Here is a 25028-nt window from a genome sequence, read left to right as displayed (position 1 = left end):
GGTCGTGTCGCGCATCTCCCCTCCGGGGGCTTCCGGTGGGATGCTGGAAGCCTCTCGGCGGGCTTTCCCGCGGCGGGAAGGAGTACGGACGTGCTTCGTGTCGCTGTCGTCGGTTCCGGGCCCAGCGGGGTCTACACGGCCCAGTCGCTGGTCCAGCAGTCGGCGGTGCCCGGGATCCGGGTCGACGTCCTGGACCGGCTGCCGTGCCCCTACGGCCTGGTCCGCTACGGCGTCGCGCCCGACCACGAGAAGATCAAGTCGCTGCAGCAGAACCTCCGCGCGGTCCTGGAGGACGAGCGGATCGCCTTCGTCGGCGACGTCGAGATCGGCACGCGAGGGCTGACCCCGGCCCGCCTCCTGGAGCTGTACCACGCGGTCGTGTACTGCGTGGGCGCGGCACGGGACCGGCGCCTCGGAGTGCCCGGCGAGGACCTGGAGGGCAGCTGCTCGGCCACGGACTTCGTCTCCTGGTACAGCGCGCACCCCGACGCCTCGGCCAACGGTTTCACCGGCTCCGGGACCGGCCTGGACGGCCGTTCCGCGGTCGTCATCGGCGTGGGCAACGTGGCGGTGGACGTCACCAGGATCCTGGCGCGGGGCGTGGACGAGCTGCGGCCGACGGACGTGCCCGAGGGCGCGCTCAGGGCGCTGGAGGCCAGCCGGGTGCGCGAGGTGCACATGGTGGGCCGGCGCGGGCCCGGGCAGGCGAAGTTCACGACGAAGGAGCTGCGGGAGCTGGGCGGACTGCCGGGTGTGCGGGTGGGGGTGGAGGCGGGCGACCTGGCCCTGGATCCGTCGTTCGCCGATCCTTCGGGCCTGCCCGCGGTGAACCGGCGGAACCTGGAGGTCGTCCGGGGCTGGGCGGCCGGCGACGCCGAAGGGGACGACGTGGCGCGCGGGATCCGGTTGCGGTTCTTCCTCCGCCCCGTGGAGCTGCTCGGCGAGAACGGCCGTGTGACCGCGGTCCGTTTCGAGCGGACCGAGCCGGACGGCGCCGGGGGTGTGCGGGGCACCGGCCGCTTCGAGGAGATCGAGGCCCAACTGGTCCTGCGGGCCGTCGGGTACAAGGGGGTTCCGCTGCCCGGGCTGCCCTTCGACGAGGCCCGGGGCACGGTTCCGAACGAGGCGGGACGGGTGCTGCGGGACGGCTCCCCGTCGCTCGGAGAGTACGTGGCCGGCTGGATCAAGCGCGGCCCGACGGGCGTCATCGGCACGAACCGCCCGTGCGCGAAGGAGACGGTGGCGTCGCTGCTGGCCGACGTGGCGGAGCTGGCGGGCCGCGAGGTGGCGGGAGACCCGCTCGGCGCGCTGCGCGACCTGGGTCACGAGCCGGTCGCCTGGCGGGGCTGGCTGTCGATCGAGGAGGCGGAGTCGGCACTCGGGCACGCGCTGGGTCGTGGGCGGGTGAAGATCCCCGACTGGGCGGGGCTGCGGGCCGCGGCCCGCGACGACGCGGCCGGGCACGGCTGAGACCGGCGCCCGCCGCCTCCGACTCCGTGCCGCCCCCCCCGCTCTCCGAGCTCGCCCCTCCGTCCTCCGGGCCCGCCTCCCCCCACGGCCGAAACACGCCGTTGACCTGGGGAGACGCCTGTTCCGGGAGCCACTGTCAGTGGTCGGGTGCAGACTGGCCCGTATCCGCGACAACGGCGTCCTGGAGGTGTCGGCCATGCCCGACGTAGTACTGACCGTAGGTACCCGCAAGGGTCTGTTCGTCGGCCGACGGCGCGACGGCCGGTGGGAGTTCGACGAACCCCACTTCAACGCGCAGGCGATCTATTCGGTCGCCATCGACACGCGCCGCGCGACCCCGCGGCTGCTCGTCGGCGGGGACAGTTCGCACTGGGGTCCGTCCGTCTTCCACTCCGACGACTTCGGCGCGACGTGGACCGAGCCCACGAAGCCCGCCGTCAAGTTCCCCCAGGACACGGGCGCTTCGCTGGAGCGCGTCTGGCAGCTGCACCCGGCGCCCGCGCACTCCCCCGACGTCGTCTACGCCGGGACGGAGCCGGCCGCCCTGTTCAGATCCGAGGACGGCGGGGAGTCGTTCGAGCTGGTCCGTCCGCTCTGGGAGCACCCCACCCGCTCCCAGTGGGTGCCGGGTGGTGGCGGTGAGGCCGTGCACACGATCGTCACCGACCGGCGCGACCCCGAGGCCGTGACGGTGGCGGTCTCGACGGCCGGGGTGTTCCGCTCCCGGGACGGCGGGGCGAGCTGGGCCCCCTCCAACCAGGGTGTGTCGGCGGTCTTCCTGCCCGATCCCGACCCCGAGTTCGGCCAGTGCGTGCACAAGATCGCGCAGGACGCCGGCGATCTGGACCGGCTCTACCTGCAGAACCACTGGGGGGTGTACCGCAGCGACGACGCGGGCGGGAAGTGGACCGACATCGGCGCGGGTCTGCCCTCCGACTTCGGCTTCGCCGTGGCCGCGCATCCCCATCGGGCCGATGTGGCCTACGTGTTCCCCATCAACGCCGACGCGGACCGGGTGCCCGCCGGCCACCGCTGTCGGGTCTACCGTACGAGTGACGCCGGGGAGCACTGGGAGCCGCTGAGCGCCGGTCTCCCCGAGGGCGACCACTACGGCACGGTGCTGCGGGACGCGATGTGCACGGACGACGGGGACCCGGCCGGCGTCTACTTCGGCAACCGCAACGGCGAGGTGTACGCGAGCGCCGACGACGGGGACAGCTGGCGGCTCCTCGCCGAGCATCTGCCCGACGTGCTCTGTGTACGGGCGGCGGTGATCGGGTGAGAGGACCCGGCACTGCGCCAGTAGAGTGACGGCCGTGGCAGCACGACCGTTGAATGAGATCGTCGAGCCGGGCTGGGCGCACGCGCTCGCGCCGGTGGCCGACAACATCGCCGCGATGGGCGACTTCCTGCGCCGGGAGATCGCCTCCGGGCGCACCTACCTGCCCGCCGGAGCGAACGTCCTGCGCGCCTTCCAGCAGCCCTTCGACGAGGTGCGGGTCCTGATCGTCGGACAGGACCCCTACCCGACGCCGGGACACGCCGTGGGGCTGAGCTTCTCGGTGGCGCCGGAGGTGAGTCCGCTGCCACCGAGCCTGGAGAACATCTTCCGGGAGATGCACACCGATATGGGGCTTCCGCGGCCCTCGAACGGTGATCTGACCCCGTGGACCCGCCAGGGGGTGCTGCTGCTCAACAGGGCGCTCACCACGGCGCCGAGAAAGCCCGGGGCGCACCGCGACAAGGGCTGGGAGGCGGTGACCGAGCAGGCCATTCGCGCGCTGGCCTCGCGGGGCAAGCCGCTGGTGTCCGTGCTGTGGGGGCGAGACGCGCGCAATCTGCGTCCGCTGCTCGGCGACCTGCCGGCGATCGAGTCCTCGCACCCCTCCCCCATGTCCGCGGACCGCGGCTTCTTCGGGTCGCGGCCCTTCAGCCGCACCAACGAACTGCTTCTGCGTCAGGGGGCGCAGGAGGTGGACTGGCGGCTGCCGTGACGGCCGGCGCCGAGGGCTGGGTCGTCGGGGTCGACTCGGGGGGTTCCGGGCTGCGGACCGCCCTGGCGCGTGCCTCGGACGGGCGGGCCGTGGAGACCGTGGAGTCCCGTGAGCCGGTGCGGACGGGCCCGGGCGGGATCGAGGCGGCTCATCTGCTCGGGCAGTTGCTGCCCGCCGTGGAGTCGCTGCGGGGCCGCGCGGGGGCCGGACCCGTGATCGCCCTCGCCGTGGGCGCCGCCGGTATGGCGACGCTCGGCGAGGAGCTGCGGGCGGTCCTGCCCGGCGCGTTGGAGCAGGCCCTCGGCGTAGGGCGCCTGGCCCTGGCGGCCGACGCCGTCACGGCGTACGCGGGAGCGCTCGGGCAGCGCCCCGGCGCCGTCGTCGCGGGAGGCACGGGCCTCATCGCGCTCGGTACGGACCTGAGGGCCTGGCGCCGTGCCGACGGCTGGGGTCATCTGCTGGGCGACTGCGGGGGCGGTGCCTGGGTCGGCCGTGCCGGTCTGGAGGCCGCGATGCGGGCGCACGACGGCCGGCGTGGCGGTTCGGCCGCGCTGCTCGCCCGCGCCGAGGCGCGGTTCGGCCCGGCGGCCGGTCTGCCGGGCGCGCTGTACCCCCGGACCGACCGTCCTGCCGTGCTCGCGTCGTTCGCGCCCGACGTGGCCGGCTGCGCGGCGGACGGCGACCCGGTGGCGACGGAGATCCTGCGGCTCGCGGCCGGGCACGTGGCCGAGGCCGCGGCAGCCGTGTGCCCGGCTCCGGGTGCGTACGAAGTCGCTCTGACGGGTGGTCTGTTCAAGCTGGGTGAGCCTCTGCTCGCACCGCTGCGCGAGGAGCTGGCGGAGCAACTGCCGCACGCCCGGCAGACGTCGGCGGCCGGGGATCCGCTGTCGGGGGCGCTCGCCCTCGCGACCGCGCTGGCGACGGATTCACTACGGCTGCCGGTGGACCCGAAGTTGTTGCATGTAACCGCGTAAGCCGCGGTTCGGACAAAGAGGGGCAGATAACGCTCTGCTGCACCTCACCGCAGTGCTCGGCGGGCAAAACCAGTAGCATGCGGCGCCATGAGCTCCCCCACTGGGCCTGCTTCCGGCCTGCCTGTACGAATGCCGCGACCCCGCCAGCCCGGACGACACCGTCGCCCCGAACCCGTGGCGGCGCCCGAGGGCGCTCCCGCGCTGGTTCTCGCTGTTCCCGGTGTGCCGTCGGCCGCCATACGCTCGCTGGCCGAAGAGGTCGTGAGCATCGCCCGTTCCGAGCTGCCCGGCCTGGAGGCCGCGATCGGCTACCTCGACGGGGACGACGCCGAGTACCCCACCCTCGGAAGCGTGCTGGCGCGCGCCGAGGCGCTCCGCACCGAGCGGTACCAGCTGGCGCTGGCGGCCGGCCGTGAGGCCAGCGCCCCGGAGGGTGCCGCCGCGGTCGTCGTTCCGCTGCTCGCCGGCCCGGACAGCGCGCTGATGCGCCAGATCCGCCAGGCCGTGATGGACAGCGGCAACGTTGCCGAGCTGACCGACGTCCTCGGTCCGCACCCGCTGCTCGCCGAGGCGCTGCACGTGCGCCTGTCGGAGGCCGGTCTGGCCCGCGCGGACCGCGCGCGTCTCTTCACGGTCGCCACGGCCGCCGACGGCATCGTCCTCGCGACGGTCGGCGGCGAGGAGGCCGTGCAGGCCGCCGGCATCACCGGCATGCTGCTGGCCGCGCGCCTGGCCGTCCCGGTGATGGCCGCCGCGCTCGACCAGGAGGGTTCGATCACCGCGATCGCCGAGCAGCTGCGCGGCTCCGGCTCGGAGCAGCTGGCGCTGGCCCCGTACCTCATCGGCCCCGAGCTGGCCGACGGCCTGCTCGACGCCGCCGCCAAGGAGGCCGGCTGCGCCGCCGCCGAGCCGCTGGGCGCGTACCCGGCGATCGGCAAGCTGGTGCTGTCGCAGTACACGGCGGCGCTGGGCATCGCGCCGCAGCAGCCGCAGGGTGCTCAGGCGCACTGAGCGGATACGGCGAAGGGCCCGCACCGGACGTGTCCGGTGGCGGGCCCTTCGCCGTGTCGCCGTACGCCCCTGGCGCCGGGTCAGGCGTGACGGCGGAAGACCACGCAGGAGGCCGCCGGGGCGTCGATGGAGCCGGCGCGGTGCGGGATGCCGGTCTCCGGGTCGAGGTCGAACCAGGTCACGTCGCCGGAGCGCTCGTTCGCCGCGTACAGCCGCCGGCCGGCGGGGTCGAGGGCCAGGTCGCGCGGCCAGCGGCCGCCGCAGGGCACGGTGGTGCGGAGTTCGGCCTTCTCGCCGCCCGGGTCGAGGGCGAGGACCGCGATGAGGTCGCCACCTCGGACGGCGGCCCACAGGAAGCGGCCGTCGGGGGAGACGACGATCGCGGAGGGGTAGTCCGGCCCGGCGCCTCCTCCGGCGACCACGGGGGTCTCGCCGAGCGGGTCCAGGGTGCCCGTCACGGCGTCCCAGCGGCAGACCGTCAGGGTGGTCTCCAGCTCGTTCAGGACGTACGCGTGCGTCCCGGCGGGGTGGAAGGCCAGGTGGCGCGGGCCCGTGCCGGGGCGGAGCGCGGCCTCGCCGTGCGGCTCGGGCGCCCCCGAGACGGCGTCGAGGGCGTAGATCCGCACGGAGTCGGTGCCGAGGTCCACAGCGGCCGCCCAGGGCCCGCCCGGGGCCGGGAGGACCTGATGGGCGTGCGGGGCGCTCTGGCGGTCCGAGACGGGCCCCGAGCCCTCGTGCAGGGCGACGACGGCGGGGTCGCCGAGGGACCCGTCCGAGGCGATGGGCAGGGCGGTGACGCTGCCGGAGGTGTAGTTCGCGGTGAGGACGTGACCCGCGGCGACGGAGAGGTGCGTCGGTCCTCCGCCGCGCACGGCCACGGGAGCGCCCAGGGGCCGGAGCACGCCGTCCGAGACGTCGAAGGCGGCCACGGCGCCTTCCTCGGCCTCGGAGACGGCGTACAGGACCGGGTCGGCGAGGGCGAGGTAGGAGGGGTCGGGGAGCGCGTCCGTCGCGCCGGTGACGGTGAGGGCGCCGGTGTACGGGTCGACCTCGGCGGCTAGGATGCCGCGGCCCCCCGCGGACGTGAAGGAGCCGATGAAGGCCCGGCCCGGTCCGCGCACGTCTGTCCCACTCATGGCGTCTCCCCTCGCTGCTGGGGGCGCTCGTCCGACGGCCCCGCGGTAGGGGCCGACGTTAGCAGGCGGTCTAGACCAAGTTGGATCATGCGGCGACCACCGGGCCGAAGCGGCGCCGCCCGGCAGTGGCCTCTCAGGCGGCCGGAACCAGGGGGGCGCCCGGAGAGGTGCGGACCGGGGCCTTCAGGGCCACCAGGGCCTCTTCCAGGCCGTGGAGGTGACCGAGGGCCGCCTCGGCGCCCGGGTGGTGGGTCGGGGCGCCCTGCGCCTCGACCGTGGACCGGTGCGCCGGGGCGGCCGGGGGGACGAGCGCGTGCACGGCGGCCTCGACCCGCCAGGCCGCCGCCGCGAGCCGGGCGTCGTGCGAGGCGTCCGGGTCCGTGGCGACCGCCGCCAGACCCCTGATCTCGCGGGCGCAGTCGTCGAGCAGCGCGAGCACCCGGCGGGCGCGCGCCTTGCGGGCCCGCAGCGGGCTCAGCGGGTGGAGCAGCGGCGCCAGCGAGAGCCGGGCGCGGCCCAGCAGGACCTCCAGCTCGGCTGCGAGCGGGGCCGGGTCGGCCTCCGGGTCGCCGGCGAGCCGCCGCGCCGCCGCGGTGGTGCAGGCGTGGACGCAGGTCACGGCCCGCTCGATCCACGCGTTGGTGGCCGCGTGCGTGGTCACCGGCAGGAGCGCCACGCCGAGGGCCGCGCCGAGGGCGCCCACCGCGGTCTCCTCGAAGCGGAGCACCAGGAGCCCCGGGTGCAGCACACCGAGGAGCCCGTACAGCAGCCCGGCCATGACGGTCACGAAGAACATCATCCAGCTGTACGAGAGGGGGGCCGTGTAGAAGATCCCGAAGACGCAGACGGCGACCAGCGCGGCGGTCGGAGCGGGCGCGCCCGCCAGCGGGATCGCGATCAGGAAGCCGGCGGCGATGCCGGTCACCGTTCCGACGACCCGGCGGAAGCCGCGGACCAGCGTCTCGCCGCGCGAGGCGGTGTTGACGAAGATCCACCACGCGGTGCCGACGGCCCAGTACCAGCGCTCGTGCGAGATGAACTGGCCCGCGGCGAGCGCGACCGCGCAGGCCACCGTCGCCTGGAACGCCTGCCGAGTGGTGGGCCGCTCCAGACCCCGGCCGGGCAGCTGGGCGGGCGCGGCGGGCGGCGGCACGCGCCGCTCGATGCACCAGGCCACGAAGCGCACCGCCCCCGCCGCGGCGAGAGCCAGGGCCACCGCCCCGTACAGCTCCGGCAGCTGCGCGGGAAGCGCGTGCAGGAACTGGGTGACGAAGAACATCATGAACGCAAAGATGCCCAGCGCGTGGCCGCGCGGCCCCCAGCGGCGCGCGTACACGCCCGCGAAGATCACAAGGAGCCAGGAGGCGTCACGCAGCAGCGGCGCGCCGTGCAGCGTGGTCGCGAGGGCCAGGACGGGGAAGCCGACCGCGGGAAGCAGCGCCGTCGTCACGGCCTGGCGGCGGACGGTGGGGTCGGCGACGGTGAAGAGCGCGAGCAGAGCCGCGAGACCGCCGGTGATCGAGGCGGTGAGGGAGAGTCCGCACAGTTCGGCCGCCGCGACGGCGAGGCCGATGGCGAGGACGGCCCGCGAGGAGACGCGCAGCCGGACGCGGCCCGGATCGGGGGCCACGAACACGAGCCTGACCAGTCGGCGACCGGTCGCCCGCAGGTTCTTCACGACGGTGGTTCCGCCCCCGCTGCCGTACACACACCCTCTTCGCGTCTTCTCGTGCCCCGGCCTGCTTGTGGCGGCCCCAGGACATGGGAAAGGCGCCGCGGTCCGGTCACCGGCCTCGTCGCCGGTCCGGCGCTCGCGCGGCGCCATGTCTTCACTGCTGTAATCAGAGGAAAGCACCTGGACACCCACTGGCTCAACCGAGCCGCCGAGCACCGAGCCATTGGTACAGTCGAGGAAGAAGGAGAACGGCCAGAAGGGAGCCAACGGACCATGGCGGTGGACGAGCTCGACACCCGGATCCTGCGCCTCCTGATCGAGCAGCCGCGCACCAGCGTGCGCGAGTACGCGCGGATCCTCGGTGTGGCGCGCGGAACGGTGCAGGCCCGGATCGACCGGCTGGAGCGGGACGGCGTGATCACCGCGACCGGTCCGGTCCTGTCCCCCGCGGCCCTCGGTCACCCCGTCCTCGCGTTCGTGCACATCGAGGTCACCCAGGGACACCTGGACGAGGTCGGCGACGCGCTCGCCGCCGTGCCGGAGATCGTCGAGGCGTTCTCGATCACCGGGGGCGGAGATCTCCTGACGCGGGTGGTGGCGCGGGACAACGGGCACCTGGAGGACGTGATCCAGCGCCTGATCCAGCTGCCGGGCGTGGTCAGGACCCGTACGGAGATGGCGTTGCGCGAGCGCGTGCCGCACCGGCTGCTGCCACTCGTGGAGTCGGTGGGGCGGGCCTCGGCCCGCCGAGGCTGAGGCCGCACCGGACCCTGCCGCCGCGTTGAGATGCTTGATCCATGAGCACCTCCCCCACCTCGGTCATCTTCGATCTCGACGGCACGCTGGTGGACAGCGAGCCGAACTACTACGAGGCCACCCGGCGGACGCTCACGGCCTTCGCCGGTGCGACGGACTTCGACTGGGAGCGGCATACCCGGTTCATCGGGATCGGGACCCGCGAGACGCTGGAGATCCTGGCCGAGCGGTACGGGATCGACACGGACGTCGACACGCTGCTCGACGCCGCCAACCGGAGCTATCTGGAGCTGGCGCGGGCCTCGACGCCGGTCTATCCGGAGATGCGGACGTTCGTGGAGCGCCTCCACGCGGCAGGCGTGCCGATGGCCGTGGCCTCCGGTTCGTCCCGCGCCGCGATCGAGGCGGTCCTCGCCGGTACCGGGCTGGACGCCTTCCTGACCACGCTCGTCTCCGCGGAGGAGGTCGTGCGGGGCAAGCCGGAGCCGGACGTCTTCCTGGAGGCCGCGCGGCGGCTCGGCGCGGAGCCGGGGCGGTGCGTGGTGTTCGAGGACGCGGCGCCGGGCGCGCTGGCGGCGCGCGCGGCGGGCATGCGGTGCGTGGCGCTGCCGTACGTGAGGGCGACCGCGGACGATCCGGCGTTCCTCAAGGCCGATCTGCTCTTCCGGGGCGGCCAGACGGAGTTCACGGCGCACGCGGCGCTTGACTGGCTGGACCTGCCGGCCAGGACGCGCTGAGACGCGCTCGCCGGACCGGCGGTCCACCTCTGCCCGCGGAAACGATCAACCATGTCCAGGAGAGTGAGTACACCGTCGATGCCGGTCAGCGCCGCTTCGATGCCGGGCACGGGGAGGAAGCTCCACACATGCAGTCCCCGGTAGTCCGTCTCCGCACTCGGACGTCTCGGTCGTCGCCGAGAGGCCTGAGTTCCGGGAGGATCTGCCGGGGGCCTGGCCAGAGCCAGCGAGTGGGTCACGCGGGTCGGCGAACGTCTTCGCCGTCGGGTGCGGCTCGCTCTGGTTTTCTGGTGTATTAGGGATTTTCCTCCTTATTTCTCCCTCGTCAAGACCCCCAGGCCTCGAGCTCGTAGATCCGTGCGGCGGGGTCGCTCGTCTGTGTGGGCCGGGTGATCTGCAGACGTACGTAGCGTGCCGTGGCGCTCACCGGGTGCGTCGTCGTGGCCGCCGTGTTGCCGGTGACGGTCGCGACGGTCGTCCAGGGGTCGGCGGTGGACCCCCGGACCTGGAGGGTGAAGTCCCGGGTGTTCCAGGACGCGCCCTCCCCGCCCGCCTCCGCGTGCTTCACGGTGAGCCGGTCGACGCCCCGGGCCGCACCGAGGTCGACCTCCAGCCACTTGGCCGAGGTCGTGGTGCACCACTTGTCGGTCGTGCCGGCGGAGACGGAGCCGTTCACCGCCTTGGCCGGCGTCTCGCTCGCGTTGCACTGGCCGGAGGCGGTCGCCGGGCGGCCCAGGGCGAGGTTGGACTCGGTGACCGGGGACCAGCCGACGGTGGTGTTCGCGGCGGGCGAGCGGCCGTACTCGGTGGAGACCGCCTCGACCTCCAGCGTCGTCGACGTCTCCGTACCGGCGCGGTCGAGGCGGGGGAGGAAGAGGGCGTCGTTGGGTGTGGCGCCGAGGAAGGTACGGCTGGAGTCGGCGTTGCGCCGGTAGACCTCGTAGTGGTGGACGGAGCCGGATGCCGAGGGAGTCCAGGCGATCCGCAGGGACTTGGCACCGGCGCTCACGTCGGTGGCACCGAGGACGGTCACCCCGCTCGGGGCGGCGGCGGTGTCCACGGCCCCGTCGTGGACGGCGAGCTGGCCGACCCGGATGTCGTACGAGGGGGTGGAGCCGGCGGCCTGCAGTCCGATCTGCGCGATGGTCCGGCCCGCGAACGCCGACAGGTCGAGGTTCCTGCGCTCCCAGCCGGTGGTGGTGGTCGAGCCGAGGTCGAGGGTGGTGAAGGCGGTCGGCGCGTCGGTGAAGGAGACCGCGGCCTTCAGACGGGTGGGTCCCGCGGCCGGGGTCTTCAGGACCACCGACAGCCTCGTGTCGGCGGCGACCGGCAGCCTGGTCTGGTACAGCCGGACGGTGTTCACGGCGTCGAGCGTGCCCGTCAGACGCAGCGAGGACCCGCCCTCGTAGGCGTCGGAGAAGTCGATGGACGGGGTCAGCCTGGAGCCGGTGGAGGTGACGAGCCAGCGGTAGGTGGGCGGTACGTCCTGGAGGGAGAGGTTGTTCCAGCCTGCCGACGAGACCCGTACGCCGCCGGAGTGGAAGAAGTCGCCCTGGCCGGCGCCGAAGGAGGTGACGAACGGCTTGGCGGTGACGGGGGACGACTCGGGGACATAGTGCGCGAGGCCCTTCCAGGCCGAGGTCGTCGTGGTGTCCGACGGGTCGCCGTTGGCGCCGTCCCAGTAACGGGCCTCGCGGGCATGGGAGTCGGCGCGGCCGGTGGAGGAGGTGAAGGTCCACTCCGGCCGGTAGATGCCGAGCGACGTGACGTGCGGCTGCCCCGCGGGGAAGACCGATCCCCAGGGGACGGAGGTGTTGTGTCCGTTCGCCTCGGTGTCGATGCCGGAGTAGAGCTCGTACTCGCTCCTGCCGAGGCTCCGGGCGAGGGTACGGGAGGAGCCGAGACCGGCGGCGCTCCAGCCGAAGTCGAGGAACATCGAGTCGGCGGTCCGCTGCGAACCCTCCTGCAGGAACGAGTCGTTGGCGGAGGTCAGCGAGTCCTGCCAGGTCACGGCGCCGGACTCGGTCATCGCGTCGTACCACATGAACTCGACGGGCCCGAGGGAGCGGGCGTACCGCATCTCGTTGCGCAGTTCGGTGGCGAGGGCCGCGTCGCCGCCCGCCGTCTCCTGGTTGATGAACCAGCCGTCGAAGCCGTAGTACTGCGCCACTTGGGCGAGCTTGTCGGCGACCGGGTACGTGGAGCCGGACTTGCGGGCGAAGTCGCGCACCCACTGGATCTGGCCGCCATAGGCGGTCGGCGGGAAGAAGACGGTGCCGTAGACCTTGACGCCGTTGCGGTGCGCGGCGTCGATCACGGTCGCGTTGGGAGCGAGGATCAGGCCCTCGCTCGCCGAACCGCCCCAGAAGACCAGCTTGTCGACGTACTGCCAGTGGCCGAAGGCGTAGTAGTGCGGGTTGGCGGAGCCCTGCGAGGGGTTGTTCGAGGTGGGACCGAACGAGACGAGCGCGGCGATCTTCCCTTCACCCGCCCGGGCGTTGGCGTTGGCCTTGAGCGCCGGGTCGGAGACACGGGGCCGCAGCGGGACGCGGGAGCGGTTGAACCGCGCGTCGGGGTCGGTGGCCGGATCCCAGTCCAGGAGGGTGTCGGGGTGCCAGTACGAGGCGTAGGGCTGGTCGCCGGCCGCGGCGGCCCGGGCCGGGGCGGCGGCACGCGCCTCGGACGTGTGGGGGGTGAGGGGGGTGAGGCCGAGCAGGGCGGCGAGGAGCGCCGCGACCGTCAGCAGGGGGAGATGTCGTCTCATCCGGTACTCCGGTCCAGCGGGAGGGGTGGGGGTGCTGGGCGTACGGGAGGTGCGGCGGTACGAGCGTGCGGCGATGCGGGGCGAGCGCGGTGCGATGAGTGTGCGCGGTGCGACGGGCGGCGGGGGGCCGCGGTCTCGCCGGGGAGGCTAAACGGCTTTAGTCGGCCGGGTCAAGGGCGGGCGGCGCCGTGGACTCGCGGACCGTGAGCCGCGGAGTGGGGTTCTTGATGTCCCGCGCCGCCGCCGGGTCGTCGACGACGGCGAGGAGCGCCCGCGCGACCTGCTCGCCGAGGGCGAAGGTGTCGCGGGAGAGCGCCGTGAGCGAGGGGTGGACGATCCGGGTGAGAGCGGAGTCGTCGAAGGAGACGACGGACAGTTCGCCGGGGACGGCCACACCCATCTCCATGGCGACGCCGAGCCCGGCCACGGCCATCACGTCGCTGTCGTAGATGATCGCCGTCGGCCGCTTCGGCCGGGCGAGCAGGGCGCGGGTCGCGGCCGCCCCCTCGGCGTCGCTGAAGTCGGTCGGCAGCGAGACGGCCTCGGTGAGGCCGAGGCGCCGGGCGCTGTCCCGTACCGCCCGGATCCGGCGCTGGGTGTGCTGGAAGGCCGGGAGTCCGGCGAGGTGCGCGATCCGCCGGTGACCGAGGGCGGCGAGGTAGTCGACGATCGAGATCATCGCCTCGCGGTCGTCGGCCCAGACGCTCGGCAGGCTGCCGTGCCGTCCGGGCCCGCCGAGCACCGTCGTGGGCACCCCGAGCTCTTCGAGCACGGGGATCCGAGGGTCGCGGACCTGGAGGTCGACGAGGACGAAACCGTCCACCCGGTGTTCGGAGGTCCAGCGCCGGTAGACCTCGATCTCGGCCGCCGTGTCCTCGACGACCAGCAGGTTCAGGGCCGTACCGCGCACGGAGAGTCCGGCCTGGAGGCCACTGAGGAGGTGGCTGAAGAAGGGTTCGAGGCCTATGGTCCGCGCGGGCCGGGCCAGGACGAGGCCGACGGCGCCCGCCCGGGCGCCGCCCAGGGCGCGCGCGGCGCTGTGGGGGCGCCAGTTCATCTCCTCCGCGACCCGCAGGATGCGCTCGCGGGTCGCGTCGCTCACGCCCGGCCTGCCGTTGAGCGCGAAGGACACGGCGCCCTTGGACACCCCGGCCCGGCGGGCGATGTCGGCGATCGTCGGTCTGGCCACGGGCGACCCTTCCTTCGTGCGCGCTGTCTTGACAGCGGAGTGTAGCGGGAGCATAGTCCCCCATCGCTAGACCGGTTTAGTAACTCTGCCTAGTCCGCCAGAACAGACCGGGAGACCTCTCATATGCGCACAAGCAGCCACTGGATACGGCTGGCCGTGGCCGCGGTCGCCGCGGTGACCCTCGCCGGCTGCGGCCTCGGCGATCCGAACGGACCGGACGGCGATGCCGCCGGAGGCTCCGGCGGGGGCGAGGTGAAGGGCCGGGTCTCGCTCCAGACCTGGGCCCTGAAGCCGAAGTTCACCGCGTACATGGAGGGCGTGATCGACGCCTTCGAGAAGAAGCACCCGGGGGTCGAGGTGGAGTGGCTCGACCAGCCGGGCGACGGCTACTCCGAGAAGGTGCTCAGCCAGGCGGCGGGCGGCACGCTGCCCGATGTGGTCAACCTGCCGCCGGACTTCGCTCTCCCGCTGGTGAAGCAGAACATGCTGCTCGACGTGGCGGGCGCGGACCCGGAGCTGGACGGCGACTACGTCGAGGGCGGCACCGCCGCCTACCGCTTCGCGGGCCACGACGGTACGTACGGCTATCCCTGGTACCTCAACACCGACGTCAACTACTGGAACTCCGAGCTGCTCACGCGGTACGGCCTCGACCCGGAGAAGCCGCCGGCCACCCTGGACGAGCTGATCACGGCGGCCAGGACCGTCAAGGCGAAGTCCGGCGGGAAGGTCTACCTCATGAGCCGCAAGCCGGGGCTGATGGACTTCGCCAACGCCGGGGTGAAGCTCATGTCCGACGACGGCACGTCCTTCACCTTCAACACCCCCGAGGCCGCCGCGCTCCTGGACACCTATCGCGCCGCGTTCAAGGAGGGGCTGCTGCCCAAGGACGTGCTGACGGAGACGTACGCGGGCAACACGAAGCTCTTCTCCTCCGGCACCGCCGCCTGGACGACGGCGGGCGGCAACTACATCACCTCACTGGCCACCGACAACCCCAGCCTCGCGCCCAAGGTGGTCTCCTCCCCCGCGATGGGGACACCGCCGCTGTACGTCCAGGGCCTGTCGGTCTCCCGGGCGACGAAGAACCGCGCCACCGCGCTCGCGCTCGCCCGCTGGGTCACCGACGCCGAGAACCAGGCCGACTTCGCCCACCTCACCAGTATCTTCCCGTCCACCAAGGCCTCGGCCTCGGACTCCTTCTTCAGCAGGAGCGACGGGACGAACGCCGGGGACGCCAAGGCCACGGCCTTCACGTCATTGGCGACGGCGAAGATGCTGGAGCCCGTCCAGGCCAACGACGCGATCAAGACCGTCGTCAACCAGCAGATCGCCCTCGCCCTCAACGGCCAGGCGAGCTCCAAGGAGGCGCTGGACACGGCCGTGGAGCGCGCCGACCGGATGCTGAAGGACTGAGCACATGACTCACCGGCGCTGGTTCACCCCATGGCTGCTCGCCGGACCGGCCGTCGTCTGGCTCGCCGTCTTCAACCTGTGGCCGGCGGTGAACACCGTGATCCTGTCGTTCACCAATGCCAAACCGCTGGGCGGCGGCCGCTTCACGGGCTTCGACAACTACGAACGTGCCCTGAACGACGACCAGTTGACCGACGCCCTGATCAACAGCATCGTCTATCTGCTCATCTGCCTGCCCCTGCTGACCCTGCTGCCGCTGCTGCTCGCCCTGCTGGTGGAGCGGAGGCTGCCGGGCATCACCTTCTTCCGCACCGCGTTCTACACACCGGTGGTCGCCTCCGCCGTCGTGGTCGCCCTGATCTGGGGATGGCTCCTGGACGACCGCGGCCTCCTCAACGGCGTGCTCGGCCGCCTCGGTCTCACGGACCGGCCGGTCGACTTCCTCACCGACCGCTGGCTGCTGCTGTTCAGCGCCATCGGCCTGACCGTGTGGAAGGGCCTCGGGTACTACATGGTGATCTATCTCTCCGCGCTCGGGAACGTCGGCCGCGAGCTGCACGAGGCCGCCGCCGTCGACGGGGCGTCCGCGGTGCGCCGCTTCTGGCACGTCACCCTGCCCGGCGTACGGACCACGATGATGCTGGTCTCCGTCCTGATATCGGTCTCCGCCCTGCGCGTCTTCTCCGAGCTGTACGTCCTCTCCCACGGCACGGGCGGCCCGGGCGGCCGGGACATGTCGGTGGTCATGCTCATCCAGATGTACAGCCGCGGCTTCACCGGGCACATCGGCTACGCCTCCGCCCTGAGCCTGCTGCTCTTCGTGATCACCGTCGGCCCGATGCTGCTCCTCGCCCGGCTGAACCGGAAGGCGGCCTGACCATGCCCGTACGAGCGTCCCGGGGTTTCGGGACCCCCGGCCCGGCCGCGCAGGCGGCCCGGTACGCGCTGCTCGCCGTCGTCCTGCTGCTGACGATCGGGCCGTTCCTGTGGCAGCTGTCCACGTCCCTCAAGGGCCCGGGCGAGGACGTCTACTCCCGTACGCCGGACTTCCTGCCGCGCGACCCGACGTTCGCCAACTACGCGCAGGTCGCCGACGCCGTCCCGGTGTGGACGTACGCGCTCAACTCGCTGACCGTGGCGGCGATCGCCGTGGCCGGGAACGTGGTCGGGGCCACCCTCGCGGGCTTCGCCCTCTCCCGGCTGCGGTTCCGCGGCGGCCGGCTCGTGCTCGGCCTCTTCGTCGCCACTCTGGTCCTGCCGGGGGAGGTCACGATCGTCTCCCAGTACGTGACGGTCCGCAGCATGGGTCTGACCGACACCCTGCTCGGGGTGGCGCTGCCGGGGGCGATCGCCATGCTCAACGTGCTGCTGATGTACACGGCGTTCCAGGCCGTTCCACCCGAGCTCGACGCCGCCGCGCTCGTCGACGGGGCGAACGTGTGGCAGCGGCTGGTCCATGTGGGGCTGCCGAACGTACGGGGCATGCTGAGCGTGGTCGTGATCTTCACCTTCATCGGCGCCTGGGACGACTTCCTGTGGCCGCTGATCGTGCTCAACGATCCCGCGCGGTACACCCTCACCGTGGGACTCCAGTACCTCGACGGCACGTTCACCGCCAACCCGCGGCTGATCGCGGCCGGAACCATGATCGCCTTCCTGCCGATCGTGGCCGTGTTCGCCGCGCTCCAGCGGTTCTTCTTCCGGGGCGTCGAGGAAGGCGCCATCAAGGGATGACCAACGCAGAGGACGTGATGGGGAGAATGACCCCGCTGCCCGCCGCCCCTCGCTTCGGCGTCAACTACACGCCGAGCCAGGGCTGGTTCCACCACTGGCTGGACTTCGATCTCGACGCCGCCCGCAGGGATCTGGACTCGATCGCCGCCCTCGGCCTCGACCACGTCCGGGTCTTCCCGCTGTGGCCCGTCTTCCAGCCGAACCGCACCCTGATCCGCCCGCGCGCCGTCGCCCAGCTGGTCGCCCTGGTGGACGCGGCGGCGGAACGGGGTCTGGACGTGGCCGTGGACGGGCTGCAGGGCCATCTCTCCAGCTTCGACTTCCGCCCCTCCTGGACGCTCACCTGGCACCGGCGCAACCTCTTCACCGATCCGGACGTACTCGACGGCCAGGCCGCCTATCTGCGCACCCTCGCCTCGGCCCTCGCGGACCGCCCCAACTTCCTCGGCATGACGCTAGGCAACGAGATCAACCAGTTCTCCGGCGATCCGCACCCCGATCCGGACCGGATCACCCCGGGCGAGGCGGAGAGCTGGCTGCGGCGCATGCTCGCGGAGTGCGAACGGGCGGCTCCCGGACGGCTGCATCTGCACGCGGAGTACGACGCCGCCTGGTACCTGGACGAGCACCCCTTCACACCCGCCCACGCGGCCAGGATCGGTGCGGTGACGGCCGTCCACTCCTGGGTCTTCAACGGCACCGCCCAGCGCTACGGCGCCGAGTCCCTCGCAACCGGGCAGCACGCCGCGTATCTGATCGAGCTGTCGAAGGCCTGGGCGGAGGATCCGGGGCGCCCGGTGTGGCTCCAGGAGGTGGGCGCTCCCGCCCCGCACATCGCGCCCGAGCGGGCCGCGGCCTTCACCCGTACGACCGTGGCGGCGGCGCTCGACTGTCCGGACCTCTGGGGCGTCACCTGGTGGTGCTCGCACGACGTCGACCGTTCCCTCGCCGACTTCCCCGAACTTGAGTACAGCCTGGGCCTGTTGACCGGGGACGGTGCGGTGAAGCCGGCCGGGCGGGCGCTCGCGGACACCGTGGCGGAGTTCCGCGGCCTCGCCCACCGGCCCCGCACGAGGACCACGGCCCTCGTGCTCGATCTGCCGGACGAGGCGGCGAAACGTTCGACGTGCGCGCCGGGCGGGGCGTTCTTCGAGGCGTTCATGCGGCTTGCCGCGGACGGCGCGCGGCCGGCCGTCGTGCTGGCGTCGCGGGCGTCGGACCGCGATCATCTCACCGCACGCGGGATCACCGAGACGGTCACCGTCGACGACGTCGACAGGCCCTGACGACCACCCTCTTACGTGATGGAGCGACTGGCATGCATGACGACCGCACCCTGATCGAGTCCCGGCTCAAGCGCGTCCTGGAGGAGCGCATCCGGCCGGCGATCCATCCGGAGTCCGTGCCCCTGGAGGTGGGGATCTGGACCGCGCCGGACGAGCCGGTGCCGGTGGGCGAGGGGATCGCCGCGCCGCGTACGCCGATCGCGGCGGGCGAGGCGTGGGGCGCTCCCTGGGGTACGAGCTGGCTCACGGTCTCCGGTCGGGTTCCGGACGCGTGGGCGGGGCGGACGGTGGAGGCCCTGATCGACCTCGGTTTCGACGCGAACATGCCCGGCTTCCAGTGCGAGGGGCTGGTCTACCTGCCGGACGGCTCGCCGGTGAAGGGGCTCAATCCGCGCAACCAGTGGGTGCGGATCGCCGACCCGGCGGTCGGGGGCGAGGAGGTGCTGCTGCATGTGGAGGCCGCGTCCAATCCGGTGATCCTGGACTACCACCCCTTCCTGCCGACCGGGCTGGGCGAGAAGGAGACGGCGGGCGACGCACCTCAGTACCGCCTGGCGCGGATGGACCTGGCGGTCTTCGACGAGACCGTGTGGCAGCTGGTGATCGACCTGGAGGTGCTCGGGGAGCTGATGGCGGAGCTGCCGGTGGACGGCGCGCGGCGCTGGGACATCCTGCGGGCCGTGGAAAGCTCGCTGGACGCGATCGACCTCCAGGACGTCAACGGTACGGCCGAGGCAGCCCGTTCACGTCTCGCCGAGGCGCTCGCCTCGCCGGCCGAGCCGTCGGCTCACCGGATCAGCGCGGTCGGCCATGCCCATATCGACTCGGCCTGGCTGTGGCCGCTGCGCGAGACGGTCCGCAAGGTGGCCAGGACGACCGCGAACATGACGGCGCTCCTGGAGGACGAGCCGGACTTCGTCTACACGATGTCGCAGGCCCAGCAGTACGCGTGGATCAAGGAGCACCGCCCCGAGGTCTACGCGCGGGTGAAGAAGGCGGTGTCGGAGGGCCGGTTCGTCCCGGCGGGGGGCATGTGGGTGGAGTCCGACACCAACATGCCGGGTTCGGAGGCGATGGCCCGTCAGTTCGTGTACGGCAAACGGTTCTTCCTGGAGGAGTTCGGCGTCGAGAACGAGGAGGCGTGGCTGCCGGACACGTTCGGCTTCGCGGGCGGGCTGCCGCAGATCATCAAGGCTGCCGGGTCGAAGTGGCTGCTGACGCAGAAGATCTCCTGGAGCCAGGTCAACTCCTTCCCGCACCACACGTTCTGGTGGGAGGGCATCGACGGGACGCGGATCTTCACGCACTTCCCGCCGATCGACACGTACAACTGCTCGATGCGGGGCAAGGAGATCGCCCACGCGGTCCGCAACTTCAAGGACAAGGGCCGGGCGCGGCACTCGATCGCTCCGACGGGCTGGGGCGACGGAGGGGGCGGCACGACCCGCGAGATGGTCGCGAAGGCGGCCCGGCTGCGGGATCTGGAGGGTTCGGCCAGGGTGCGCTGGGAGCGGCCCGCGGAGTTCTTCGCGAAGGCGGAGGCGGAGTATCCGCACGCGCCCGTCTGGGTGGGCGAGCTGTATCTGGAGCTGCACCGGGCGACGCTGACGAGTCAGGCGCGGACCAAGCAGGGCAACAGGGCGAGCGAGAACCTGCTGCGCGAGGCCGAGCTGTGGGCGGCCACGGCCGCCGTGCGGTCCGGAGTCCCCTATCCGCACGAGGAGTTGGACCGGATCTGGAAGACGGTGCTGCTGCACCAGTTCCACGACATCCTGCCGGGCTCCTCGATCGCGTGGGTGCACCGCGAGGCGGAGCGGACGTACGCGGGGGTCGCCGAGGAGCTGAACGGCATCATCGGCCGGGCGCAGCGGGTGCTCGCCGGTGACCCGGCGGAGGGCGGCGAGACGGTCTTCAACGCGGCCCCGCACGCGCGCGCGGGGGTGCCGGCGGGCGGGGCGAGGGTGGCCGCGGGTGCCACGTCCGGCTGCACCGCGGAAGAGCGGCCCGGCGGCGGGTTCGTCCTGGACAACGGGCTGCTGCGGGTGACGGTGGACGGGCGCGGCCTGGTGGTGTCGGTGCTCGACCTGGTGGCCGGGCGGGAGACGCTCGCGCCGGGGGCCGCGGGCAACCTGCTCCAGATCCATCCCGACTTCCCGAACATGTGGGACGCCTGGGACGTCGACCAGTTCTACCGGAACACGGTGACGGACCTGACCGGCGTGGACGAGGTGACGCTCGCCGACGCGGACCCGCGTTCCGTGTCCGTACGGGTGACGCGGTCGTTCGGGGCCTCGCGCGCCGTGCAGACGCTGACGCTCGCCGCGGGAGCGGGGCGGCTCGACCTGGACACCGAGGTCGACTGGCACGAGACGGAGAAGTTCCTCAAGGTGGCCTTCCCGCTCGACCTCCACACGGATCGGTACGCGGCGGAGACCCAGTTCGGCCATCTGTACCGGCCCACGCACACCAACACCAGTTGGGAGGCGGCCAAGTTCGAGGCGTGCAACCACCGCTTCGTCCACTTCGAGGAGCCCGGCTGGGGCGTCGCCGTGGTGACGGCGTCGACGTACGGGCACGACGTGACCCGTACCGTACGGCCCGAGGACGGCGGTACGACGACGACCGTACGGATGTCCCTGCTGCGCGCTCCGCGCTTCCCCGATCCGCACACGGACCAGGGGGTCCACCGCTTCCGCCACGCGCTGGTGCCGGGCGCCTCGGTCGGGGACGCGGTCCGTGAGGGATACCTGATCAACCTGCCGGAGCGCCGGGTCCCCGGGGGTGCGGAGGTCGCCCCGCTGGTCGTCGTGGACGACGAGGCGGTCGTGGTGAGCGCCGTGAAGCTGGCCGACGACCGGGGCGGTGACGTGGTGGTCCGGGTCTACGAGTCCCGGGGCGGCCGGGCGCGGGCGCGCCTGACCACCGACTTCGCCTGGGACGGGGTGACGGTGTGCGACCTGCTGGAGCGGCCGCTCGCCGACGTACCGCCCGGCACGGCGCGTGCGGAGGACGGCGCCGTGGCGCTGGCCCTGCGCCCGTTCGAGCTGGTCACGCTGCGCTTCACGGGGGCCGGCCAGCGCGGGTGAAGGGCGTCTATCCGGAAGTCGTGGACGTGGCACCGGCCGGCGCCCGCCAGGTGCGGATGGTCGGTGGCCAGTTCGGGGTGGCGGTGCTCCAGCTCGGCCGGGTCCGTGCGGGGCCAGAGCCGTAGGGCGGCGACGGCCGCGAGGAGGGCGAGGAGGCCCAGCGCGCCGGCGGCGGCCGTGAGGCCGGCGCGCGCGGCCGTCCAACCGGCCAGCGGGTAGGCGAGCAGCCAGCAGCCGTGGGCGAGGGAGAACCGGGCTGCGAAGACGGCGGGCAGGTCCGCGCTGCCCGCCGAGCGCCGTAGCAGCCGCCCGCCGGGGGTCAGGACGGCGGAGGTGGCGGCGCCGAGGACGAGCCAGGCGGCGAGCAGGGCGGGCCAGGCCCAGGGACCGGGACCCGCCGCCAGCAGGGCCGGGAGGAGGACCAGGACCCCGGCCGTCACGAAGGCCGCGGGGAGCATCAGGGCCCGGTCGCCGGTCCGGTCCAGGACGCGGGGCAGCACCAGCGCCGCGGCCATCGAGCCCGCTCCGTACACGGCGAGGGCGAGCGTCACCTCGCCGACGGGGCGTCCGAGGACCTCGCGGACCAGGACGACGGTGTTGACGAGGACCATCGCGCCGCCGGCGGCGACGACGAGATCGAGCGCGAGTAGGGCGCGCAGCCGCGGGGTCGCCAGGACGAGCCGGATGCCGAAGGCGGCCCGGGCGTACGCGCCGCCGGTCCGCTCGGATGGTGCGGGGGTGGGCAGGAGGACGGACGCGACCAGGGCGGCGGAGGCGAGGAAGCCCACCGCAGTACCCGTGAAGAGCAGGCCGGACGGGACGAGGACGAGCAGGGCTGCGGCGAGCGCCGGGCTGAACAGGTTCTCCAGGTCGTAGGCGAGACGGGAGAGCGAGAGGGCACGGGTGTAGGCGTCCTCGTCGGGCAGGATGTCGGGGATCGTCGCCTGGAAGGTCGGGGTGAAGGCGGCGGAGGCGGCCTGGAGCAGCAGGATCAGGACGTACACCTGCCAGACCTCGGTGACGAAGGGCAGGGCGAGGGCGGCCGCGGCGCGGGTGAGGTCCATGGCGACGAGCAGCGCGCGGCGGGGTATCCGGTCCGCGAACGCGCTGATCAGGGGGGCGATTCCGACATAGGCGACCATCTTGATCGCGAGTGCCGTCCCGAGGACGGCGGAGGCGTCGGCGCCCGCGAGGTCGTACGCGAGGAGACTCAGGGCGACGGTCGCGAGGCCCGTACCGGCGAGGGCGACGAGCTGGGCGGTGAAGAGGCGGCGGTAGGTGCGGTGACGCAACACGGACAGCATGAGGCCCGCCCTCGTTCGGCTCCGGGGGTCGTGACCACGGTAGCGGACATGTGCATAGTTGCGCACATGTCATATGCGGAGGGATCCGTTCAGTCGTGCCAGGGTTCGCCGGTCACCTGGTGGTCCGCGTGGTTGATCGCCTCGACCACGAGGCGCCGCAGATGACCGTCCGGGAGCGTGTACACGACCCGGCGGCCGTCCTTGCGGTGCTGGACGAGCCCGCCGAGCCGCAGCTTCGCCAAGTGCTGGCTCACCGCCGGCCGGGCAGCACCACACGCCTCCGCGAGGGCGGTGACGTCCGACTCGGCGCGCGACAGCAGCCACACCAGATGCAGCCGGGTGGGGTCCGCCAGGAGCGCGAACACCCCGGCCGCGGCGGCGAGCTCAGGGGCGCCGGGCGTGCGCTGATGCACGACGCTCGCAGGTGAGGATCCCTCGCGTTCAGCCATGGGGCCATCGTAGGCACGGCCACGGGCACGGAAGCCGCCCCGGCGTGGAACGGAGACCGCCCCGGCGCGACAGGCGGCGCCGGGGCGGGTCCGTGAAAGCTGTTCGGAGCTCTGTCAGAGCTTGTGCATGCCCTTGTAGGGGCTGAGGACTCGGACCTGGGAGGCCCCGAAGTCGACGAGCAGCGCACCCGTCGGCTCCTGGCCGATGATCTTCCCGAGGCCGTGACGATCGTGGGAGACGCGGTCACCGACGGCGAACTCCTTGATCACGGGATCGACGGGAGCCGCGAAGGGGCTGGTGGACAGGTGGCGCCGGGGCGCGGATCGGTTCGTCATCGTCCCGCCAGTATGCCCTTCGGGAGGCCGGGGGCACAGACGCGAACGGCCCCGGGATCCCCCGGGCGGTGATCACCGGTGACCGCGCTCCGGCGACTGGCCACGCCAACGACCGGACGGCGCATCGGTGTTGGCCGGCTCACGGGGCCGAAAGAACCGGAAGGCCCGGCTCGGCAGATGTCGTGATCCAGCCGTGCGCTCCCGCTGTCACCCGACGATCAGCGTGCTGTCAGCGCCGCCGCACACCGTGTGACGTGCCGGTCGAGCACGAGGAGAGACGATGACCTACGCCATCCGGGCCGAAGGCCTGGTCAAGAGGTACGGGACCACGGCCGCCGTGGACGGTCTGGACCTGGACGTCCGGATCGCCCTCGTCGCACTCGCGCACCGGCCCACCGCAGACCGGGCGGAGTGACGGCCCGCCCCGTCGGGGGGAGGGGGAAGGCGGACCGCCGTGGGTCAGAGGGCGGGCCGGACCCGGGAGCGCAGGAGGCAGAACGCGTTGCCCTCGGGGTCGGCCAGGACGTGCCAGCTCTCGGCGCCGCTCTGACCGACGTCGGCGGGGCGGGCGCCGAGGGCGAGCAGCCGCTCCAGCTCGGCCTCCTGGTCGCGGTCGGTGGCGTTGACGTCGAAGTGCAGGGGGAGCTTCCCGGTCCGCGGGTCGGAGCTCGGGCTGAGGACGAGGGTGGGCCCCGCCCCGTCCGGGTCGGGAGGCCCGATCTCGATGCTCCCGTCGTCCTCGCGGGCGCGTTCGACGTAGCCGAGGACCTCGCTCCAGAACGCGGCGAGCCGCTCCGGATCCGCGCAGTCGATGACGAGCTCAGTGATGCGGCATGCCATGCCCGTCAGTGTACGGAGCGGGCCGCCGTTCCGGCCGGACGGCAGGGGGCCGCGAGCATGCCTTCCCGTGATGTCCTCGGCCCCCTTCCGTCACGCGCCGTCCGCGCCCTCCTCGGTCACGAGCGCCAGCGCCTGCGGCCTCGGGAGGGCCGCGCCACGGCCGTAGGCCTCGGTGTACGCGGCCTCGCCCAGCGTCTGCGTCAGTTGGGTGGCCAGGGCGCGCAACTCCGGATCACCGAAGTCGAACGCGCCTCGGATCGCCCTCGTCATCCCCAGGGCCGTGGCCGCGCCGACCGGATCGCCCTCCAGGGCGATCAGCAGCGCGCGTTGCTCCGCGACCCATGTGATCCCGTCGGTGTCGCCTCGCGCGACGTAACCGCGCACCGCCCTGGGCAGCATGGCCCTGGCCCGCTCGGGCGCTCCGGCGGTGATCAGGTTCGCCATCCTGCCGGCGGTGACGATGTCCCGGCTCGTCTGCTCCGGATACGGGAGCCGGTGCACGACGGCCTCCATCCGGTCCAGGGCCTCATCGGCCAGGTCCAACTCGCCGGCGACGCGGTGAGCGTAGGCGAGTTGGGGCAGGAGGCCGACCTCCATGCGGCGAAGCCCGCGATCCCTGGCCAGGCGCTGGGCGGCGTGGACGTCGCGCACGGCGCCCTCGTGGTCACCTGAGCGCGACCGCTCCTGCGAGAGACGGAACTTGGTCCAGGTGAGGTGTTCCTCCGTGCCCAGCTCCGAACTGATCGCCACGGCCCGTTCGAACACCGCGAGGGCGGGCCCGTACTCGGCACGCAGCGAATGGTCGCGGCCGAGCGGGAGCAGGCTCATCAGCAGCCCCCAGCGGTCCCCGACCTCCTCGAAGCCGCGCAGG

General features: G+C 72.9%; 21 protein-coding genes and 1 pseudogene. 13 read left to right on the top strand and 9 right to left on the bottom strand.

Going from position 1 to position 25028, the window contains the following annotated elements; genetic code table 11:
- Window positions 1–90 precede the first annotated feature (90 nt).
- From ACF1G2_RS26955 to ACF1G2_RS26935, 5 genes are all read left to right on the top strand, one after another.
- Window positions 91–1470: an FAD-dependent oxidoreductase gene (locus ACF1G2_RS26955; protein ID WP_391800747.1), complete on the top strand. Its 1380-nt coding sequence runs from the start codon at window positions 91–93 to the stop codon at window positions 1468–1470.
- A 139-nt stretch (window positions 1471–1609) separates the two neighbouring features.
- On the top strand, window positions 1610–2752 hold the full coding sequence (locus ACF1G2_RS26950) for a WD40/YVTN/BNR-like repeat-containing protein (protein ID WP_391800746.1): 1143 nt from the start codon (window positions 1610–1612) through the stop codon (window positions 2750–2752).
- Window positions 2753–2786: 34 nt separating this feature from the next.
- Window positions 2787–3464 (top strand): uracil-DNA glycosylase, encoded by a 678-nt coding sequence (locus tag ACF1G2_RS26945; protein WP_391800745.1) that lies wholly within the window; start codon window positions 2787–2789, stop codon window positions 3462–3464.
- A complete protein-coding gene (locus tag ACF1G2_RS26940) occupies window positions 3461–4438 on the top strand; it encodes an N-acetylglucosamine kinase (protein WP_391800744.1) in 978 nt (325 codons plus the stop codon). Before ACF1G2_RS26945 ends, ACF1G2_RS26940 begins: the two co-directional genes overlap by 4 nt.
- 87 nt (window positions 4439–4525) lie before the next feature.
- The gene (locus ACF1G2_RS26935; RefSeq protein WP_391800743.1) at window positions 4526–5449 is read left to right on the top strand and encodes a sirohydrochlorin chelatase; all 924 of its coding nucleotides are present in this window, start codon (window positions 4526–4528) and stop codon (window positions 5447–5449) included.
- 80 nt (window positions 5450–5529) lie between these two features.
- On the opposite strand, the gene ACF1G2_RS26930 is transcribed toward ACF1G2_RS26935, so the two are convergent.
- Both ACF1G2_RS26930 and ACF1G2_RS26925 read right to left on the bottom strand, forming a co-directional pair.
- Window positions 5530–6585, bottom strand: a complete 1056-nt coding sequence (locus ACF1G2_RS26930) for a lactonase family protein (protein WP_391800742.1) — start codon at window positions 6583–6585, stop codon at window positions 5530–5532.
- Window positions 6586–6718: 133 nt separating this feature from the next.
- Window positions 6719–8263 (bottom strand): FUSC family protein, encoded by a 1545-nt coding sequence (locus tag ACF1G2_RS26925; protein ID WP_391800825.1) that lies wholly within the window; start codon window positions 8261–8263, stop codon window positions 6719–6721.
- Window positions 8264–8533: 270 nt separating this feature from the next.
- On the opposite strand from ACF1G2_RS26925, the gene ACF1G2_RS26920 reads away from it, so the two are divergent.
- Window positions 8534–9016: an Lrp/AsnC family transcriptional regulator gene (locus tag ACF1G2_RS26920; protein WP_391800741.1), complete on the top strand. Its 483-nt coding sequence runs from the start codon at window positions 8534–8536 to the stop codon at window positions 9014–9016.
- Between the two features lie 41 nt (window positions 9017–9057).
- Window positions 9058–9753: an HAD family hydrolase gene (locus ACF1G2_RS26915; protein WP_391800740.1), complete on the top strand. Its 696-nt coding sequence runs from the start codon at window positions 9058–9060 to the stop codon at window positions 9751–9753.
- Between the two features lie 325 nt (window positions 9754–10078).
- Here the strand turns inward: ACF1G2_RS26915 and ACF1G2_RS26910 are convergent, their stop codons facing one another.
- Complete coding sequence (locus tag ACF1G2_RS26910) at window positions 10079–12517, bottom strand: discoidin domain-containing protein (protein WP_391800739.1); 2439 nt, start codon at window positions 12515–12517, stop codon at window positions 10079–10081.
- A 157-nt stretch (window positions 12518–12674) separates the two neighbouring features.
- The gene (locus ACF1G2_RS26905) at window positions 12675–13706 is read right to left on the bottom strand and encodes a LacI family DNA-binding transcriptional regulator (RefSeq protein WP_391800738.1); all 1032 of its coding nucleotides are present in this window, start codon (window positions 13704–13706) and stop codon (window positions 12675–12677) included.
- A 123-nt stretch (window positions 13707–13829) separates the two neighbouring features.
- Here ACF1G2_RS26905 and ACF1G2_RS26900 point away from each other — a divergent pair, with 123 nt between their 5' ends.
- Genes ACF1G2_RS26900 through ACF1G2_RS26880 form a run of 5 tightly spaced genes read left to right on the top strand, consistent with a single transcriptional unit; the run spans window position 13830 to window position 21228 of the window.
- Window positions 13830–15122, top strand: a complete 1293-nt coding sequence (locus tag ACF1G2_RS26900; protein WP_391800737.1) for an ABC transporter substrate-binding protein — start codon at window positions 13830–13832, stop codon at window positions 15120–15122.
- Between the two features lie 4 nt (window positions 15123–15126).
- Window positions 15127–15999 (top strand): carbohydrate ABC transporter permease, encoded by an 873-nt coding sequence (locus ACF1G2_RS26895; protein WP_391800736.1) that lies wholly within the window; start codon window positions 15127–15129, stop codon window positions 15997–15999.
- 2 nt (window positions 16000–16001) lie between these two features.
- Entirely contained in the window at window positions 16002–16856 is an 855-nt protein-coding gene (locus ACF1G2_RS26890; protein ID WP_391800735.1) for a carbohydrate ABC transporter permease, read from the top strand.
- Window positions 16853–18142, top strand: a complete 1290-nt coding sequence (locus ACF1G2_RS26885; protein ID WP_391800734.1) for a glycosyl hydrolase — start codon at window positions 16853–16855, stop codon at window positions 18140–18142. Before ACF1G2_RS26890 ends, ACF1G2_RS26885 begins: the two co-directional genes overlap by 4 nt.
- Before the next feature lie 32 nt (window positions 18143–18174).
- Entirely contained in the window at window positions 18175–21228 is a 3054-nt protein-coding gene (locus tag ACF1G2_RS26880) for an alpha-mannosidase (protein WP_391800733.1), read from the top strand.
- A 98-nt stretch (window positions 21229–21326) separates the two neighbouring features.
- Here ACF1G2_RS26880 and ACF1G2_RS26875 read toward each other — a convergent pair.
- The 3 genes and pseudogenes from ACF1G2_RS26875 to ACF1G2_RS26865 form a co-directional block, all read right to left on the bottom strand.
- Window positions 21327–22532, bottom strand: a pseudogene (locus ACF1G2_RS26875) (MFS transporter); the annotation flags it as partial.
- An 89-nt stretch (window positions 22533–22621) separates the two neighbouring features.
- Window positions 22622–22981, bottom strand: coding sequence for a metalloregulator ArsR/SmtB family transcription factor (locus tag ACF1G2_RS26870; RefSeq protein ID WP_352187616.1), 360 nt, complete (start codon window positions 22979–22981; stop codon window positions 22622–22624).
- Window positions 22982–23095: 114 nt separating this feature from the next.
- Window positions 23096–23317, bottom strand: a complete 222-nt coding sequence (locus ACF1G2_RS26865) for a hypothetical protein (protein ID WP_383223567.1) — start codon at window positions 23315–23317, stop codon at window positions 23096–23098.
- Window positions 23318–23597: 280 nt separating this feature from the next.
- Here ACF1G2_RS26865 and ACF1G2_RS26860 point away from each other — a divergent pair, with 280 nt between their 5' ends.
- Window positions 23598–23732: a hypothetical protein gene (locus ACF1G2_RS26860; RefSeq protein WP_391800732.1), complete on the top strand. Its 135-nt coding sequence runs from the start codon at window positions 23598–23600 to the stop codon at window positions 23730–23732.
- 44 nt (window positions 23733–23776) lie between these two features.
- Here ACF1G2_RS26860 and ACF1G2_RS26855 read toward each other — a convergent pair whose 3' ends face one another.
- Both ACF1G2_RS26855 and ACF1G2_RS26850 read right to left on the bottom strand, forming a co-directional pair.
- A complete protein-coding gene (locus ACF1G2_RS26855) occupies window positions 23777–24157 on the bottom strand; it encodes a VOC family protein (protein ID WP_391800731.1) in 381 nt (126 codons plus the stop codon).
- Window positions 24158–24247: 90 nt separating this feature from the next.
- A complete protein-coding gene (locus ACF1G2_RS26850; protein WP_391800730.1) occupies window positions 24248–24985 on the bottom strand; it encodes a hypothetical protein in 738 nt (245 codons plus the stop codon).
- Window positions 24986–25028 lie beyond the last annotated feature (43 nt).

This window comes from Streptomyces sp. NPDC013457, from assembly GCF_043089925.1.
Lineage (GTDB): Bacteria > Actinomycetota > Actinomycetes > Streptomycetales > Streptomycetaceae > Streptomyces.
Note: the sequence above shows the minus strand (reverse complement) of the source record. Positions and strands in the feature narration are given on the sequence as shown.

Coding starts and splice junctions, on each gene's coding strand:
- ACF1G2_RS26885 (WP_391800734.1), top strand. CDS start 16,853: ATGACCAACGCAGAGGACGTGATGGGGAGAATGACCCCGCTGCCCGCC.
- ACF1G2_RS26910 (WP_391800739.1), bottom strand. CDS start 12,517: ATGAGACGACATCTCCCCCTGCTGACGGTCGCGGCGCTCCTCGCCGCC.
- ACF1G2_RS26870 (WP_352187616.1), bottom strand. CDS start 22,981: ATGGCTGAACGCGAGGGATCCTCACCTGCGAGCGTCGTGCATCAGCGC.
- ACF1G2_RS26900 (WP_391800737.1), top strand. CDS start 13,830: ATGCGCACAAGCAGCCACTGGATACGGCTGGCCGTGGCCGCGGTCGCC.
- ACF1G2_RS26895 (WP_391800736.1), top strand. CDS start 15,127: ATGACTCACCGGCGCTGGTTCACCCCATGGCTGCTCGCCGGACCGGCC.
- ACF1G2_RS26935 (WP_391800743.1), top strand. CDS start 4,526: ATGAGCTCCCCCACTGGGCCTGCTTCCGGCCTGCCTGTACGAATGCCG.
- ACF1G2_RS26930 (WP_391800742.1), bottom strand. CDS start 6,585: ATGAGTGGGACAGACGTGCGCGGACCGGGCCGGGCCTTCATCGGCTCC.
- ACF1G2_RS26915 (WP_391800740.1), top strand. CDS start 9,058: ATGAGCACCTCCCCCACCTCGGTCATCTTCGATCTCGACGGCACGCTG.
- ACF1G2_RS26890 (WP_391800735.1), top strand. CDS start 16,002: ATGCCCGTACGAGCGTCCCGGGGTTTCGGGACCCCCGGCCCGGCCGCG.
- ACF1G2_RS26865 (WP_383223567.1), bottom strand. CDS start 23,317: ATGACGAACCGATCCGCGCCCCGGCGCCACCTGTCCACCAGCCCCTTC.
- ACF1G2_RS26860 (WP_391800732.1), top strand. CDS start 23,598: ATGACCTACGCCATCCGGGCCGAAGGCCTGGTCAAGAGGTACGGGACC.
- ACF1G2_RS26880 (WP_391800733.1), top strand. CDS start 18,175: ATGCATGACGACCGCACCCTGATCGAGTCCCGGCTCAAGCGCGTCCTG.
- ACF1G2_RS26920 (WP_391800741.1), top strand. CDS start 8,534: ATGGCGGTGGACGAGCTCGACACCCGGATCCTGCGCCTCCTGATCGAG.
- ACF1G2_RS26855 (WP_391800731.1), bottom strand. CDS start 24,157: ATGGCATGCCGCATCACTGAGCTCGTCATCGACTGCGCGGATCCGGAG.
- ACF1G2_RS26850 (WP_391800730.1), bottom strand. CDS start 24,985: ATGAGCCTGCTCCCGCTCGGCCGCGACCATTCGCTGCGTGCCGAGTAC.